This is a genomic window from Burkholderia sp. COPS (assembly GCF_019425585.1).
Classification (GTDB): Bacteria; Pseudomonadota; Gammaproteobacteria; order Burkholderiales; family Burkholderiaceae; genus Burkholderia; species Burkholderia cepacia.
In genome coordinates this window covers 17,916-33,937 of sequence record NZ_WIXR01000025.1, presented here as the reverse complement: position 1 = coordinate 33,937, position 16,022 = coordinate 17,916, and the positions used below count along the sequence as shown (strand labels likewise).

Here is a 16,022-nt window from a genome sequence, read left to right as displayed (position 1 = left end):
AACGGCCGCGGCGACCACCGGACAGCAGGGCGCGGCGTCATCCCGAAGAGGATCGCTAGATGATCAGGGTAATTCTGGCTGACGATCACGCAGTCATGCGGGACGGACTGCGTCACATCCTGGAAACGGCCGGCGGTTTCGAAATCGTCGGCGAGGCGAGCGACGGCTCGGCCACGCTCGCGCTGGTCGAGCGCGGCGCCGCCGACGTGCTGCTGCTCGATCTGTCGATGCCCGCGCCGACCGGCATCGAGCTGATCCGGCTGGTGAAGCACCACGCGCCGTCGCTGCGCATGCTCGTGCTGACGATGCACGCGGAGGCGCAATACGCGGCGCGCGCGTTCAAGGCCGGCGCAACCGGCTACCTGACGAAGGACAGCGCGACCGCCGAGCTCGTGGAGGCGGTCGGCAAGGTCGCGGCGGGCGGCGTCTACGTGAGCCCGTCGGCGGCCGAAAGCCTCGCGCTCACGCTGCGCGCGCCGGCCGCGGCACTGCCGCACGAACGGCTGTCCGCGCGCGAGCTCGACGTGATGCGCCGCATCGTCGCCGGCCAGACCGTCACGCAGATCGCGACCGAACTCGCGCTCAGCGCAAAGACGGTCAGCACGTACAAGACACGGATCCTCGAGAAGATGGAACTGCCGCACGAAGCCGCGCTGGTCCGCTACGCGGTGCGCCACGACCTCGACCCCGGCGGCGACGCATGACGGCCGCCTTCCACCTTCCGCCCTCGCCCCCGGACGACGACACCTCCGACGCGTCGCGCCTGTTCATGTCGTCGCTGCCGCCGGGCCGGCGCGAACGGCGGCTCGCGCTCGCGACCGTGCTCGTCTCCGCCGTGATCTTCGCCGCGCTTGCGCCATTCGCGGGCAGGCCGCTTGCGCCGGGCTGGGCGTTCATCCCCGTGTACCAGTCGGCGATCGTCGTCAACGACATGGTGACGGCCGGCCTGCTGCTCGGCCAGTACGCGATCCTGCGCGAGAAGCCGCTGCTCGTGCTCGCGGGCGGCTACCTGTTCACGGGTTTCATGGCCGGCACCCACATGCTGACCTTTCCCGGGCTGTTCGCGCCGACCGGCCTGCTCGGCGCCGGCGACCAGACCACCGCCTGGCTCTACCTGTTCTGGCACGGCGGCTTCCCGCTGGCGGTCGCCGCGTACGCGCTGCTGCGTGCAGCATCGCGTGCCGCGGGCCCGATCCCGGCTCCGCAACGCCGCGCGGCGATTCCCGTGGTGCTGTGCATCGCGGCCGCGCTCGGTGCGACGGCCGCGCTCGCGCTGCTCGCGACGGTCGGCCACGACCTGCTGCCGCGCATCATGAACGGCAACCGGATGGCCGCGACGATGACGAACGCGATCACGATCGTCTGGGGGCTGAACCTGGTGGCGCTGATGCTGATGTGGCAGCGGCGGCGGCATTCCGTGCTCGACCTGTGGGTGATGACGGTGCTCGTCGCGTGGCTGTTCGACATCGCGCTGTCGGCGATGCTGAATCACGGGCGCTACGATCTCGGCTTCTACGCGGGGCGCGCGTACGGTCTGGTCGCGTCCGGCGTCGTGCTGTTCGCGATGCTGTTCGAAAACGGCCGGCTGCATGCGCAGACGGTGCGCGCGCTGGCCGGCGCGCGCTACCAGCATCTGCTCGTCGTGCAGAAGAGCGCGCAGCTGAACGACGCGAACGAACGGCTCGAACAGCGCGTTGCCGCACGCACCGCGCAACTGAGCGCGTCGAACCGCGACCTGCGGCGCGAAGTCGAGGAACGCGTGCGCGCCGAGCGTGCGCTGCAGGCGTCGCGCGAGGAGCTGCGCGAGATCGCCGCGATCAGCGCGAGCGCACGCGAAGCCGAGCAACGCCGCATCGCGCGTGAGCTGCACGACGAACTCGCGCAGACACTCGCGACGCTGAAGAACGATCTGGAATGGCTGATCGATCGCGTGCCGCAGGACGACGCGCTGCTGGCGCGCAAGATCGCGGCGATGCACACGCTGGCGCGCGGCGCGGTGGCCGCGACGCGCCGCATCGCGTCGGACCTGCGCCCGCTGATGCTCGACGATCTCGGTTTCGCCGCCGCGATGCAATGGCTCGTGGAGGATTTCCGGCACCGTCACGGCATCGACTGTGCGCTGCATGTCGACCCGCCCGAACTGCAACTCGACGAGCCTTACGCGACGGCGGTGTTCCGCATCGCCCAGGAAGCGCTCGCGAACGTCGCACGGCACGCGGCCGCATCGCATGCGAACGTCGCGCTCGTACAGGCGAACCAGGCGATCGAGCTGACGATTCGCGACGACGGCGCGGGATTCGATCCCGGCGTGCCGCGCAAGTCGGGATCGTTCGGGCTGGTCGGGTTACGCGAGCGTGCGTATCTCGTTGGCGGCACGCTGCGGATCGCGACGACCCTCGGCGAGGGCACGACGGTCGAGGTGGAGATTCCGCTGTCGCCTGCGCCTGCTGCGGTAGCGCATGGCGGGAATGGGGGTTCGAGGATTGATCGCTGATCGCGGCGGCAATGTCGGCGAATGCCGGCTGCCGCGTCGATCATGCGTCAGTGGTAGTCGTCTTCCCGTTGATGTCGCACGGCTGGAATCGTGACTTGCTCGGCCGCTTCAATCTCGAACAGCAGGACATGGCCCGACTTGCCGAAAGACACGATCAGCTCACGCGGAAACGGACTCCCATCGTCGATCTTGCGGCATGTGAACGGAAACATTCGGAGCATGGCGATACCTTGTTCGATCGCGTCCGCAGCCCGCTGCCGCTGCATCGGTATCACGTTCGAGCTGGTATCGATGCATCCGTGCCAGATCCCCACGGGCCGCACGTGTATATCGGACCCGATAGATCAATCAGCCGCCGTCGCTGCTCTCGCAGCGTTCAGCATGCCCTCGAGTTCGGCCTGCACGTCGGCGGCATCGACGTATTCGCCGGTACGGCGTGCCTCGTCGCGCGATGCAAGGCCGCGGGTGACAAACTCGCGCCGCAGGCGACGACGCGCGATACCATCGCGAAGCGCCGACTCCATGAACGCAGACAACGTCTCGTTTTCCTCAAGAACCGACTCTGCCGCCTCCCGCAATTGCGGATCGACACGCAGCGCCGGCATGGTCGTGGTTTTCATCGCACACTCCATGGATTACATATGTAATCCATGGTAGCCCCCCCTCCTTTACGCGTGCAGTCGGCCATTTGGCCTGACCAACGTGTCCGGGACCACAATCCGGCCGCGCCGCGTGCCTCACGCCCGCACCGCCACCATCCCCCGCTCCGAGCGGGTCCACGCGACCAGCGCGCCGATTCCGAGCAGCGCGAGGCACACGATCGGCACGATCATCGGCCCGAACGCGGTGCCCGTGACCTTGCCGGCAAACGGCATCAGGTTCTGGCTGAAGAAGCCGCCGAGGTTGCCGATCGAGTTGATCGCCGCGACGCTCGCCGCCGCCCGCGCGCCGGTGAAGTAGCGCGGCGGCATCGACCAGAAGCACGGATACAGCAGCGGGATGCATGCGCCGCCGAGCACCAGCGCGATGAAGCGCAGCGGCGTCGACGGCAGCACGAGGCTCAGCAGGAAGCCGAACGCGCCAAGCGCCGCGACGATCGCGATCGTGCGCAGGATGCTCTTCGCACGGCGCAGTTTCCCCGGCAGCCACACCAGCAGCAGCACGGCAAGCGCCCACGGCAGCATGCTCAGGAAGCCGTTCGTCGTGCTCGACACGCCGAACGATTTCACGAGCGTCGGCAGCCAGTACGTCACGCCGTACAGCGACGTCGACATCAGCATGTAGGTCGCCGCGAACAGCATCACGCGCGGGTCGAGCAGCGCTTTCCACGGCTGGCCGTGCTCGGCCTGCGCGGGTTTCTCGCGTTCGAGCGCGGCCTCGACGACCTGCTTCTCGCGGTCGTTCAGGAAACGGGCGTCGCGCACCGACGCGGGCAGCACGCGGAACACGACGATCGCGACGATCACCGCCGGGATGCCCGTCGCCACGAATACCCACTGCCAGCCCGCGAGCCCCCACACGCCGTTCAGGCTCAGCAACACGCCGCCGACCAGCGAGCCGAGCATGTTCGCGAGCGCACTGCCGAGCGTGAAGATGCCGAGCACCTTCGCGCGATAGCTCTGCGGAAACCACAACGTCAGGTAATAGATCACGCCCGGATAGAAGCCGGCCTCGGCGATGCCGAGCACGAAGCGCAGCGCGCAGAACGCGGGCATCGACGTCGTGAAGCCCATCAGCACCGTGATCAGCCCCCACGTCAGCATGATCCGCGCGAGCCACACGCGCGCGCCGTAGCGATGCAGCGCGAGCGTGCTCGGCACCTCGAACAGCAGGTAGCCGATGAAGAACAGCGACGACGCGAGCCCGAACGCGGCTTCCGTCATCCCGAGGCTGTGCACCATCTGCAGTTTCGCGAAGCCGACGTTCTGCCGGTCGATGAACGCGATCAGGAACATCACGACGAGGATGGGCAGCAGGCGCCGCGCCATCTTCGACATGATGCGCTGTTCTTCGGCGGACGCGGGGTCCAGGGTGTCGGTAGCATTCACTTCAGGCTCCTTGCGTGAATCGGTTGCATAGCGGTTGCATGTCGTTTGAATCGGCGCCGCGCGCGACGATCGCGCGGGTGCGGGGCATGTCGGGGAAAGGAAGCGGCGCCATCAGCGCGACCGGTAGTCGTCGAGCATCGGCGCGAACATCTCGTGCCATGCGCGCGGCTTCGCCTTGATCGTGCCGGCCAGGTACAGGAATTCGACGTAGTCCATCAGCTGGTTCGGCAGTACCGAGAAACGTGTGTCGGGCGCGGCGAGCATCCGCATCACGTCGTCGTGCGACACGCCGACGCCCGACGACGCCGCATACAGCGCGGCCGCCGCGCGCGGGTCCTGCGCGATCAGGCGGTTCGCTTCGTCGAGCGCGCCGAGAAACGCGACGGCCAGCGCGGGGTCCGTATCGACGAGCCGCTTCGGCGCGAATACGACGTCGAGCGTCAGCGGGCCGAGCACGTCGACCGAATTCACGACGCGGTGAATGCCCGGCTGCCGCAGCTCGAGCGTCGAGAACGGCGGCGACGTGAAGTGCGCGGTCACGCCGTTCTCGCGCCGGATCAGCGCCTGCATCGCCTGCGGATGCGGCAGGTTCACGGTGATCGAATCGAGCTGCGCGAAATGCTTCGCGCCGAGCTGCCGGCTCGCGACCATCTGCAGCACGACCGCCGACAGCGACGTGCGGATGCCGGGCACCGCGATCCGGTCGGACGGCGTGAAGTCGCGCAGCGACACGAGGCCCGCGCGGTTCGCGTTCAGCGACAGCGACGTGGTGGACAGCCCGCTGATGCCGATCACCTCGACGTTCGGAATGCCGCGCGCCCGTGCCCACAGCTCGATGAAACCCGGTGCGCCGGCGCCCGCGAAATCGAGCGTGCCGGCCATCATCGCGTCGTTGACGGAATTGCCGCCGTCGAGCAGCACCCAGTCGACCGCGACGTCGCGCACGCCGTGGCGCGCCGCGTGCCGCTCGAACAGCCGCTGCTTCTCCATCACGAGCAGCGGCAGGTACAGCACCCCGAAGCCTTTCGAGATCCGGACGGTGCGCGGCTTCGCGCGCACGAGCGGCGGCGCGGCCAGCATGCCGATGCCGGCGGCGATCAATGCGCGGCGGCGCGGCGACGTCGTCATGCGCGGGCCGCCGTGCGACGGACAGCAAACGGCCACGCGAAAGCCCGCGTCGCGCTGCGTCGCGCGTTCGTCGTGCCCGTGACATGCTGCATGTTGCCGTCTCCTTGAATATTTCTGGTATTAATGCCGTCCTTGCGTGCTGCATCCGGCTCGACACAGGTTATCGACCGAGTCTGAGAAAATGCTGACATCCCAGCCCCGGGAAAACCCCTAACCCACTCATCTGCGAAACGGCACCATGCGCATTCTCGTCGTGGAGGACGATGCCGAAATCGGCGCGGCGATCCGCAGCCGCCTGGCGCGGCTCGGCCATGCCGTCGATCTCGAGACCGACGGCGCAACCGCGAACGGGCTGCTGCGCGTCGAGCGCTTCGACCTCGTCGTGCTCGACGCGAACCTGCCCGGCATGGACGGCTTCACCGTGCTGCGCAACCTGCGCGCGTCGGGCAGCACGACACCCGTGCTGCTCGTCACCGCACGCTCGGCGATCGACGACCGCGTGAGCGGCCTCGGCCTCGGCGCCGACGACTACCTGGTGAAGCCGTTCGATTACCGCGAACTCGACGCGCGCGTGCAGGCGCTGCTGCGCCGCAACAGCGGCCACGCGAACGACGTGCTGACGCTCGGCGGCCTCGTGATCGACCGCAGCAGCCGCCTGGCGGAACTCGACGGCCAGCCGCTGTCGCTGTCGCGCCAGGAATTCGCGCTGCTCGAAATCCTCGCGAGCCGCCCGCAACGCATCTTCTCGAAGGACGAACTGCTGAACCAGCTGTTCAGCTTCGGCAACGAGCCGACTGCGAATGCGGTCGAGCAATACGTGACGCGCGTGCGCAAGAAGCTGCAGGGCAGCTCGGTCGAGATCCGCACCGCACGCGGAATGGGGTATCAGATTGCCGCGCATTGACTGGTTCCCGAAGACGCTGTTCGGGCGCACGCTGCTGTTCATCGCGCTCGTCGTCGCGTCCGGCGCGCTCGCGCTCGCGGCGATCGCGCGCTACTACGCGGGCGTCGCGGCCGAACGCGCGTACGACCAGTTGCTTGCCGGCGCCTCGATCCAGGTCGCGGAAAACCTCTACGTGCAGGGCGGCGTGCTCGCGCTGAATCCGCCGGTGGCCGCGCTGTCGACGCTGTCGCGCTACGACCTCGTCTACTACAAGGTCGTCGATTCGCGCGGCATCGTCGTGGCCGGCTACGGCGATCTCGCGAGCCCCGCGACGCTCGCCGCCGCGAAACAGGGTCCGGCGTTCGCGAACGGCCTGTACCAGGGGCACCGGATCCGCACGGCAACGATTGCGCGCTACATGCCCGAGGAAAGCACGCCGGGCTGGGCGCTCGTGACCGTTGCGCAGACAACCAACGCACGCCAGCAGCTCACCAACGACATGAGCCTCAAGGTATGGACGCTGATCCTGCTGATGAGCGTGCTCGCGATCGGCGCGAGCGGCCTCGCGATCCGGCGCGGGCTGCGCCCGCTCGCGCAGATCGGCACGATCATCGCCGCGCGCGATCCGGCCGACCTGCGGCCGGTGGCCTTCGACACGCCGAGCGAGATCGACGCGATCATCGGGTCGATCAACGGATTGATACACCGCCTGGCCGAACGCATCAACGCGATGCAGCGCTTCATCGCCGACGCCGCGCACCAGATGCGCACGCCGCTCGCGCGGCTCGACGCGCAGATCGAACTGCTCGACGGCGAATCCGATCCCGCGCGCCACGCGGCACGCCTCGACGCGCTGCGCGCGACCAGCGCGGACGTCGGTCGCCTCACCGGCCAGTTGCTCAATCACGCGATGGTGATCCATCGCACCGAAGCCGTGCCGCTGCAACCGGTCGAACTCGTCGCGCTCGCGAAGGACGTGCTCGGCCGCACGATTCCGCTCGCGGGCGAGCGCGATGTGGCCGTGGCGTTCGCGAGCGATGCGCCGCTGGCGTGGATCGACGGCGACGCGATCAGCCTGCAGGAAGCGCTGTCGAACGTACTGCACAACGCGTTGCTGCATGGTCACGCGGACGACATCGTCGTATCGGTCGCAACCGCCGGTCACCCCGACGGCACGATCACGCTGACCGTCACCGACAACGGCTGCGGCATCCCGCGCGAGCACTGGGACGCCGCATTGCAGCCGTTCGTGCGGATCGCGCCGGACGGCAGCGAGCGGCGCACCGGGTCGGGCCTCGGGCTCGCGATCGTGCAGGAAGTGATGAAGGCGCACGGCGGGCGCGTCGGATTCGCGTTTCCCGACGCGGGCGGGTTCGCGGTCGTGCTGACGTTTCCGCGCGCGGCGGTGGCTGGTACGAAAGAGAATTAGACCGCCGGCATCGTGCATGCGGCGGCACCTGATGCGGATGCGCGACAGCGATCAATCGTCGCCGTCGTCGCCAGACGCCGTCGCGCTGCGCTCCGCGTGCCGCGCCGCCAGCCGGTCGAGTTCGTCGTACCGGCGGTCGCAAAACAGCCGGCACAACGTGTCGACATCCGCGCGCGATTCGACGTCGATCGTGTCGACGTTCCGCTCCAGCTTGCCCTTTCCGAGGCCGAACAGCCCCTTCTTCATCCGCATCGAAACGGCGAACAACTGGAAGCCCGTCGCATGTGCATCGCTCAGCGCGGTCACCCACAACTCCCGCTGATCGTCGGCATGCTGCAGCACGAGGGCAGGCAACGGGCCCGTCTGCGTGTCGTCCCACTGCGCATGCTGCGCGACCCACGGGAACGCGTCGAACGCGTGCATGAACGACGCGTAGTCCGTCGCGCCTTGCGGATCCAGCTGATCGAAGTCGTAGCCGACTTTCTGGACGGAATAGGTCAACATGCGCGGCACTCCGTGGCGTTCGCGATCGCGAAAACGTCAATCTACCTTGAATGCCGCCACCGATCATTATTTTTCGCAGGCCTGACGGAACGGCGCGGGAGCCACGTCACGCGACGAGGCCCGGCAAACCGCACCGGCTTTCCGTGCATCGCCGCGCCATCGGCACGGTTCGACATCGCATCGAACGGGAACATGGCCGGCATGCCAGGATCGATTCGCCACCGTTGCGGCATGCAGGCCGCCGGGCCATTCAAGAACGCCCGGCCGCTCCGCCGGCACGCCGCCAGTCATTCGTGCGCGGCATCGTACGCAATCCGGAAGCCCGTGTGTCCGGTCGACGTATCCCGCGGCCGGCCTGTCCGGGCGGCGATGCGGTAGCGATAACAGTAGTCGCGATGACACAGATACGAACCGCCTTTCAGCGTGTGCTCCCGCTCCGCGAGCGCCTGACGGTTCCGGGCCTTTCCCGCGCTCGACAACGACTGCGTCAGGAACGGATCGGCGCACCATTCCCACACGTTGCCGCTGCAGTTGTACAACCCGGCGGGATTCGGCGAAAACGCATCGACCCGAACCGTGCCGGCATACCCGTCCGGCGACGTGTTCAGATGGGGAAACACGCCGTGCCAGATATTGCAGCACTGCATCTCGTCGGACGGCTCCTCATCGCCCCACGGATACCGGCGCGCCTGCGCGCCGCCTCTTGCCGCATGCTCCCACTCGGCCTCGGTCGGCAGCCGGCCGCCGCACCACGCCGCGAAGGCGCACGCATCGTTCCACGAAACATGCACGACCGGATGCTGCTCGCGCCCGCCAAGCGACGAACCGGGCCCCTCCGGCGCCGCCCAGTTCGCGCCGTCGATCGCCAGCCACCACGGCGCGTCCGCGGTGCCCACCAGATGGTTCGCGGAAACGGCGGACGATCGAAACACGTAGCTCCAGCCGATGCGCTCGGCTTCCGTGCGATACCCGGTCGCGGCGACGAACTCCGCGAACCGCGCATTCGAGACGGCATAACGATCCATCCCGAACGCGCGCAGCGTAACGCGCCGCCGTGGCCCCTCGCCGTCCGCCTTGATGACGGGCGTATCGGTGCCGACCCAGCTCTTGCCTGCCTCGAACCAGACGATGTCCCGGTTCGACGGCACGCCGGCGCCCGTGCTGTGGATGCCCGACGCGCACGCATGCGCCGAAACGGCGGACAGTTGCTGGCGCTTTCCCGCGCCGGGACAGCACGATCGATGCTTGTCGTTGTTCAATTTTCCTCCTCGCCGGACCACCGTTTCTCCGAATCTGCCGGCCACCGCATGTCAAAACCCGGATTGCATCGCACGTCAATCACCCGACGTCGCCCCGGCCTGCGCTGCGCGCTTGCGCTCGATCTCGGCACGCATCGCCCGTGCCTGGACGGCCAGATGCGCACGCAACCGTTCGGCGCGATCCGCGTGGCTGCGGGCCAGGAGCTGTGCGGGCTCGATCGCGCCGGTGGACGGCAGCCCGAGCCGCGTGTATTGCTCCTGCGGCGCATCGTTGGCCCGCATCAGGTCACGCATGAGTCCGGCCATCCGCAGTTCGACCGACTCGTCGTACAGCGGCCGCTCCTGTTTCGGATCGTCATGCAGGTCGAACAGCAGCGTCCCCGACCGGTACGCATACCCGATCGGCCGGCTCGCGATCTTCATCGTCCGCACGCCCTTCGTAAACGAAAAGGGTTCCGACAGTTCGATATCCTGCAGTTCATCGACACCGAACATCTCCCGCATGTGGGTCGGCATCAACGTGTATTCGTACAGCGGTTCGTTACGGTCCGGGTCGGCGCCCGAGCGCATGTACACGTAACGACCGTCGGTCACGTTGACCTGTTCGCCATGCATGCCGAACAGCGCGGCCTCGCGAACGGGAACGTCTTCGTCGATCGTTTTCCCGAGCGCGCCGCCCTGCATGTCCGGCGCGGGCTCCAGGCCGAAGAAATCGAGCAGCGTCGGCGCGATATCGATCATCTGAACGAGCGACTGGCGCCGCACGCCTGCCCGACGGCAGCGCGGATCCCAGATGAACAGCGGTGTGTTGGCGAGTTCGTTGAACCACGGCTGGACCGTCTTCGCCCACCATCCGTGTTCGCCGAGCATGTACCCGTGGTCGGTGCACACGATCAGCATCGTGTCGCGCCACAGGTCGAGCTCGTCCATCAGGTCGAGAACCCGCCCGAGGGAACGGTCGCACATGGACACGAGCGCGGCGTACCCGGCTTGCGCGGTACGCATGTCGCCGTCCGTCTCGCCGGCGGAGACGGGGCCGTAGGGCGGCCAGTCGAAGTGCGCGTCGCCTCGATCACCCGGGTAAAGGTCGCGATACTTCGGATAGCTGGCGAACGGCTCGTGCGGATCGAATGTCTCGATCTGCAGGAACCACGAATCCTTGTCGTGATTTTTTCTCAGGAACGCTTCGCCCGCATCGAAGGTCAGCGTTTGCGGATGAAGATCCTCGGTCGGGTAATACTGGCGGTTCACGAAATCCTGCCGCGCGGCGCTCTCCTTCAACGCGCCCTTGAGCCGGGCCGGCATCGGAGGCGGCCCGAGCTCCGCCTTCCATGGGTCACCCTCCTGCCCCCGGAAAAATTCCCAGCTGCTGTATCGCGTGTGATAGGTCGCGCCGCCATCTTCCCAGTAATGCGGATGATCGCTCGCCAGATGGGCATGAATGCCTTTCTTGCGGAGCATGGCCGGCATCGAATCGTCGAACGGCTCCAGCGGCCCCCAGCTGCGATGCAGAAAGTTGTAGCGCCCGGTATGCAGTTCCCTGCGCGCCGGGATGCAGGCCATGCTGCCGACATAGCAGTTGTCGAAAGTCGCGCTGCGGTCGGCGAGCCGCTGAAAATTCGGCGCGTGGACCCAGGTGTTGCCGTACGGCGGCAGCATGTGCCGATTCAGGCTGTCGTACATCACGAGTATGGCTTTCATGATCGGTTCAATTCACTCTACGTTTGATGCGTTGTCCGTGGCTGCCTCGTTCACGCGCGTTTCGCCGCCGGAACGGTCGCGCAGCCATGCCCGATGCAACGCACGCGATGATTCAAAGGGTGCCCGTCTTACCGGGTCTGCGGACTGATGCGCAGCCGATTGCGTACCTCGCCGACACCCGGCACGCGCTGCGCGGCCGACACGGCCAGCGCTGCCTGCTCGGCATCGGCCACCTCGCCGGACAGCGTGACGACGCCGGACTTCGCGAAGATGAGCAGACGGCTCGCATCGAGACGCTTCGTTCGCGCCAGCACGCCTGCCACCTGCTTGCGCAACTTGCGATCGGCCGCCTTCGTCGCCTTGCGCGACTCGCTGCCCGACGCCGACGCTGCCGCTACCGCCGATACCGCCGATACCGCGTCCGGCGTCGATGCCGCTCCACCCTGCGATTCCTGAGCCGCCGCGCTCAGCGCACTCAATGCGATCATCGCTGCCGCAACGTGGCGGCATCCCGTTCTACCAACCTGCATGTCGTTTCTCCCGTGATGCCCTGGCATCGCGCCGCTTCATGCGCCGCGACGCCATGGGCAATATCTCTAGAACTGCGTCATGACGCCGATCGATACACCGCTCACCGTGCGCCCGTCGGGACGCAGGTTCAGTGCCGACACGTTCGTCGGATCCTTCTTGTAGGCCCCCGAGAAGCCGTTCCGGTCGAACTCCACATAGAGTTCCGACCGTTTCGACAGGAAATATTCGAGCATCGCGTACGAGGTCATCTTCCGGCCATCCGCCCCGGCAACGTTTTTCAGGTTGCTGGCCATGTCGTAATAGGTGGCGCCGGTGAACTGCAACGTCGGCGTGATCTGGTAGACGATGCCGACCCCGGGAATGTTGTCGCGCCGCTCGCTGCCGGCCGCGCTCGCCGCGGAAACCGCCAGCGTGCTGTAGCTCAGGTACAGCCGCGTCGGCCCGAGTTGCCACGTCGCGCCGCCCATCGCGGTTTTCGCCCACTGGTTGGTGGTGGCGCTGTAGGTCTTCTGGTACGCGGCCGCCAGCAGCAGCGAGCGGAACTGATAACTGGCGCCGACGGACAGATTCGTACCCGTGTGCCAGTCGCCGGCCACGCCGCCCGGCGAATAGCTTGCTCTCAGCGCAAACCCGCCGAGTCGGCCGACGTATTTGACCGTGTTGTTGAAGCGGGCATCGAGCGTAAAGAAATTGCCGCCCCAGACAATGCCGGGCGTCATCGCAAGCGTCGAGCCATTGGCCTGGTTCGGATCGAGTTGAACGCCGATATCTTCGGCGGCGTTCAGCTGGCGCCCGAGCGTCAGCCGGCCGAATCCCCCCTCCAGCCCGACGTACGCCCGCTGCGAGAAAAGCGTACTCGACGATTTCAACGCACCGGTGCCCAGATTGAAACCGCTCTGCAGCAGGAACACGGCTCTCACTCCGCCGCCCAGGTCCTCCTTGCCCGTGAAACCGAGGGTATTACCCGCAATCGGATTGTTGTCGAAGCCAACCTGTTGCCCGCCCTTCCCGCCATCGGTCCATCGAACACCGCCGCCGAGCGTGCCGAACAGCGTCACGCTCGACTGCGCGTGTGCGCTTCCGGCAATCACCAGCGCAACCATGCCTAATGTCAGTCTCCTCACCGCACCGCTCCTCCAATAATTAATCATCCTTATTAAATTGCACGTTCCACCGGACTACATCTCGCCTGGCTTCTCCGAGCCTTGTGCGAGCCGGGCGCGAATGCGTAGTGAACGTACCGCCTTCGCGCCCGGTTATTGCCTATCGATCTTCCTGCGCACTCCACTCGCCGGGTCGCGGCAAATCGACCGGCGGGAAACGGGAGCCTTTCGCGGCGGGCAGGACGTCAGCCGTCTCGACTTGCCAGCGCAACAGGCGCTCCAGCAGCCCGGCCTCGATGTCGGCATACTCCGGCTGGCCGGCCAGGTTCGTCGTCTCGCTCGGATCGGTCGTGCGTCGATACAGCTCGGGCGCCTCGTAGAGACGCCACACGTACGTCCATTCCGGCGTCCGGATGACCGCGGCCTTGCCCACGGTTTCCGGTTGCCCGCTTTGCAGCTTCGCCTTGATGTCGTACGGAAAGCCGGCCTGCTCGAAATGGTCGACTTCCCGGGTCAGGAAGCCGCCCTCGCTGAACACCTGCTCACGATGCGTCTCTCCGGCCGCCCGAAGGCAGCGTGCGAAGCTCTTCCCGTAGTGCGCATGCGTCGCTTCCAGCCCCGCCAGCTCGAGCAGCGTGGGAAACACGTCGATCATCTCGACCATCGCGCTCGAGGTCGTGCCGGCCACCTCAGGCCCGGACGCGCCCGATACGATCAGCGGATTGCGCAACAGGCATTCGTGCACGCCCGACGGCCACTTCTCGGCGAGCCCGAAATCCCCGAGGTATTCACCGTGATCCGAAAAGAACGTGGTGATCAGGCGCCCCGGCTCCGTGGCCCGGGCAGCCGCGTCCATCACGCGGCCGACATGATGATCGAGTCTCGACACCATGCCGTAGTACACGGCGCGCAGTTCCCGCCATTGCGCATCGGTCAGCTGGTCCCATCCATGCGCGCTGGACAGCGCATCGACATACGCCGGCATCCGGCCACTGCCGACGGCACGCTCGGGCACCGCGGCGCGGTCGTACATCGAGAACCACGGCTCCTCCGCTTCGAACGGCGGATGCGGCGCGAACAGCGGGACATACAGCACCCACGGCTCGCGAGGCGGAGCGGCAAGCCAATGCTCCGCCGTGCGGATCACCACTTCGTCGTATTCGATCGCGGCCTGCTCCTTCGAACGCTCCCCCCGAAAGAACGCGCGCACCATCGGGTCGGTTGGATCTCCCTTTGTCTTGCTCTGCAGGAATTCCGCCGCGCTTCGCCGCGTCTCCTCCGGCAGGAAGCCATACTCGTGCGCCGAACGCTCGGTCGCGCCGGGCGCGAACGAGTCGCCGCGACCGCCTGCCATCGCGACGTGATAGCCGTTTTCCTTGAAGACGCGCAGGAAATTCGGCTCGTCCGGCCCCAGCAGGTAACCGAGCGTGCGATGGCCGGCCACGTGCGGATACTGTCCCGACAGGAACGACACGCGCGACGGTGAACAGACGCTGTGTTGTCCGAATGCCTGCGTGAATGCGACGCCGCCGGCGGCGAGCCGGTCGAGGTTCGGCGTGAGGACGGGCGTCGCGGAATGGACCGCGTGAACGCAGTCGGCACGCAACTGGTCCGCGACGATGATGACGAAATTGGGCTTCGTGGTCATGAAATATCCGTTGGAAAAATACGCGTCGAGGTCAACGAACCGACCTGATCGCGGCGATGACGATCCCGCCGAGCAACACCGCGCAACTTGCCGCGATGAACAGCGCGTCGAAGCGGATCGCACCGCCCGGCCCCGTCAGCCAGGTGGCGAGAAGGGACAGGGACAACTGCGGCACGACGTTCGCGAGATGGAACACACCCATGTCCTTTGCCGCGGCATTGCGGTCGGGCAGCACTTCGGTGACCAGCGCGAGGTCGACGGCCAGATACGCGCCCTGCGCCACGCCGATCCACGCGATCACGACCAGCAATTGCGGGAACGTCGTGCAGAACAGGAGCACCGGAAATCCGAGCGCCATACCGATGCCGGCCCCGATCACGAAGACCTTGCGGCGCCGCAGCCGATCCGACAGCCGACCGAACACCAGTGCGCTGGCCGTCATGGCCGTCGTGGCCACCAGCAGGCACAGGAACATCGCGTGCGGCGTCTCTTTCGTCGACAGGCCGATCCGGTCGCGCAGATAGAACAGCAGGTAGTACTGCAGGCTGCTCACGCCGAACAGCACCAGCGCGCGCGACAGCCACGCGATCGCGAAGTCGGGATGCCTGACCGGATTGGTCCAGAAACTCGCCGCCAGTTGCCGCCACTGCAGCGGTTTCACGTGGCCGGCATCCAGCTTCCGGTCGTTGGTCAGCATGACGAAGCAGACAATCGCCACCAGCGCGATCGCCCCCTGTACCAGCGCGATCGAAACGAGGTCGGGCGCCAGTTGCCTCGCGATCCCGACGCCCAGCAACACACCGATCGGCGGCGTGAATCCGACGAGCGACGAATAGACGCCGAGCTTTTCGGACCGGACCTGATCCGGCAGCACCGCGTTGAGACCGCTCAAGGTCGAATTGAAGGTCAACGCCATCAGCCCCCATCCGAGCGCGAGCTGCGCGGGCGTGCGGGCGGTCGCCATGACGGCCATCGCACCGAGGCCGCCCAGCATGCCGCCCAGGATCCACGGCTTGCGCATGCCCCAGCGCGAGCGCGTGTGATCGCTCAGCACACCGAAGATCGGCTGCGCGATCAGGCCGATGAACGAGCCGATGCCGAGTGCCCGCGCCAGCACGGCTGCCTTGTCGGTCGGCGAGATTCGTTCGGCCAGCATCGGCAGGATCACCATCGGATACGGCAACATCGCCAGCCAGACGCCGACGAAGGCGACCGTCAACGTCACGCCGAGATACCGGTTGCCCGTTTTGCGGGCCGATACAACCATCAATTCGTCCATAACCTCTCCATTCAT

At 66.9% G+C, this 16,022-nt stretch carries 14 protein-coding genes and 1 pseudogene; 4 read left to right on the top strand and 11 right to left on the bottom strand.

What is annotated here, in order from left to right; translation table 11 throughout:
• Window positions 1-59: 59 nt before the first annotated feature.
• Together FOZ70_RS22875 and FOZ70_RS22870 are read left to right on the top strand one after the other, a co-directional pair.
• Window positions 60-704: a response regulator transcription factor gene (locus FOZ70_RS22875; protein ID WP_042974036.1), complete on the top strand. Its 645-nt coding sequence runs from the start codon at window positions 60-62 to the stop codon at window positions 702-704.
• Complete coding sequence (locus tag FOZ70_RS22870; RefSeq protein WP_219706796.1) at window positions 701-2,494, top strand: sensor histidine kinase; 1,794 nt, start codon at window positions 701-703, stop codon at window positions 2,492-2,494. The genes FOZ70_RS22875 and FOZ70_RS22870 overlap by 4 nt, the downstream gene beginning before the upstream one ends.
• Before the next feature lie 47 nt (window positions 2,495-2,541).
• On the opposite strand, the pseudogene FOZ70_RS22865 reads toward FOZ70_RS22870, so the two are convergent.
• The 4 genes and pseudogenes from FOZ70_RS22865 to FOZ70_RS22850 form a co-directional block, all read right to left on the bottom strand.
• Window positions 2,542-2,842 (bottom strand): annotated as a pseudogene (locus FOZ70_RS22865) (type II toxin-antitoxin system RelE/ParE family toxin).
• Window positions 2,839-3,114 carry a YlcI/YnfO family protein gene (locus FOZ70_RS22860; protein ID WP_219706794.1) on the bottom strand — a complete coding sequence of 92 codons (276 nt, stop codon included), beginning with the start codon at window positions 3,112-3,114 and terminating at the stop codon, window positions 2,839-2,841. The pseudogene FOZ70_RS22865 and the gene FOZ70_RS22860 overlap by 4 nt, the downstream one beginning before the upstream one ends.
• 117 nt (window positions 3,115-3,231) lie before the next feature.
• Window positions 3,232-4,542, bottom strand: a complete 1,311-nt coding sequence (locus FOZ70_RS22855; RefSeq protein ID WP_219706792.1) for an MFS transporter — start codon at window positions 4,540-4,542, stop codon at window positions 3,232-3,234.
• 111 nt (window positions 4,543-4,653) lie between these two features.
• A complete protein-coding gene (locus FOZ70_RS22850) occupies window positions 4,654-5,670 on the bottom strand; it encodes an ABC transporter substrate-binding protein (RefSeq protein WP_027790810.1) in 1,017 nt (338 codons plus the stop codon).
• A gap of 238 nt (window positions 5,671-5,908) precedes the next feature.
• On the opposite strand from FOZ70_RS22850, the gene FOZ70_RS22845 reads away from it, so the two are divergent.
• Together FOZ70_RS22845 and FOZ70_RS22840 are read left to right on the top strand one after the other, a co-directional pair.
• On the top strand, window positions 5,909-6,574 hold the full coding sequence (locus tag FOZ70_RS22845) for a response regulator transcription factor (RefSeq protein ID WP_059709845.1): 666 nt from the start codon (window positions 5,909-5,911) through the stop codon (window positions 6,572-6,574).
• Window positions 6,561-7,982: a sensor histidine kinase gene (locus FOZ70_RS22840; RefSeq protein WP_219706790.1), complete on the top strand. Its 1,422-nt coding sequence runs from the start codon at window positions 6,561-6,563 to the stop codon at window positions 7,980-7,982. The genes FOZ70_RS22845 and FOZ70_RS22840 overlap by 14 nt, the downstream gene beginning before the upstream one ends.
• A gap of 51 nt (window positions 7,983-8,033) precedes the next feature.
• Here the strand turns inward: FOZ70_RS22840 and FOZ70_RS22835 are convergent, their stop codons facing one another.
• The 7 genes from FOZ70_RS22835 to FOZ70_RS22805 form a co-directional block, all read right to left on the bottom strand.
• Window positions 8,034-8,486, bottom strand: coding sequence for a hypothetical protein (locus FOZ70_RS22835; RefSeq protein ID WP_059494607.1), 453 nt, complete (start codon window positions 8,484-8,486; stop codon window positions 8,034-8,036).
• Window positions 8,487-8,773: 287 nt separating this feature from the next.
• Window positions 8,774-9,745 carry a formylglycine-generating enzyme family protein gene (locus FOZ70_RS22830; protein ID WP_165589145.1) on the bottom strand — a complete coding sequence of 324 codons (972 nt, stop codon included), beginning with the start codon at window positions 9,743-9,745 and terminating at the stop codon, window positions 8,774-8,776.
• Between the two features lie 75 nt (window positions 9,746-9,820).
• Complete coding sequence (locus FOZ70_RS22825; protein WP_219706787.1) at window positions 9,821-11,446, bottom strand: sulfatase; 1,626 nt, start codon at window positions 11,444-11,446, stop codon at window positions 9,821-9,823.
• A 128-nt stretch (window positions 11,447-11,574) separates the two neighbouring features.
• Entirely contained in the window at window positions 11,575-11,934 is a 360-nt protein-coding gene (locus FOZ70_RS22820) for a BON domain-containing protein (protein ID WP_219706785.1), read from the bottom strand.
• A gap of 108 nt (window positions 11,935-12,042) precedes the next feature.
• On the bottom strand, window positions 12,043-13,080 hold the full coding sequence (locus FOZ70_RS22815; RefSeq protein ID WP_219706784.1) for a porin: 1,038 nt from the start codon (window positions 13,078-13,080) through the stop codon (window positions 12,043-12,045).
• 160 nt (window positions 13,081-13,240) lie between these two features.
• On the bottom strand, window positions 13,241-14,728 hold the full coding sequence (locus FOZ70_RS22810; protein WP_219706782.1) for a sulfatase-like hydrolase/transferase: 1,488 nt from the start codon (window positions 14,726-14,728) through the stop codon (window positions 13,241-13,243).
• Between the two features lie 31 nt (window positions 14,729-14,759).
• A complete protein-coding gene (locus FOZ70_RS22805) occupies window positions 14,760-16,007 on the bottom strand; it encodes an MFS transporter (RefSeq protein ID WP_048020360.1) in 1,248 nt (415 codons plus the stop codon).
• Between the last annotated feature and the right edge of the window lie 15 nt (window positions 16,008-16,022).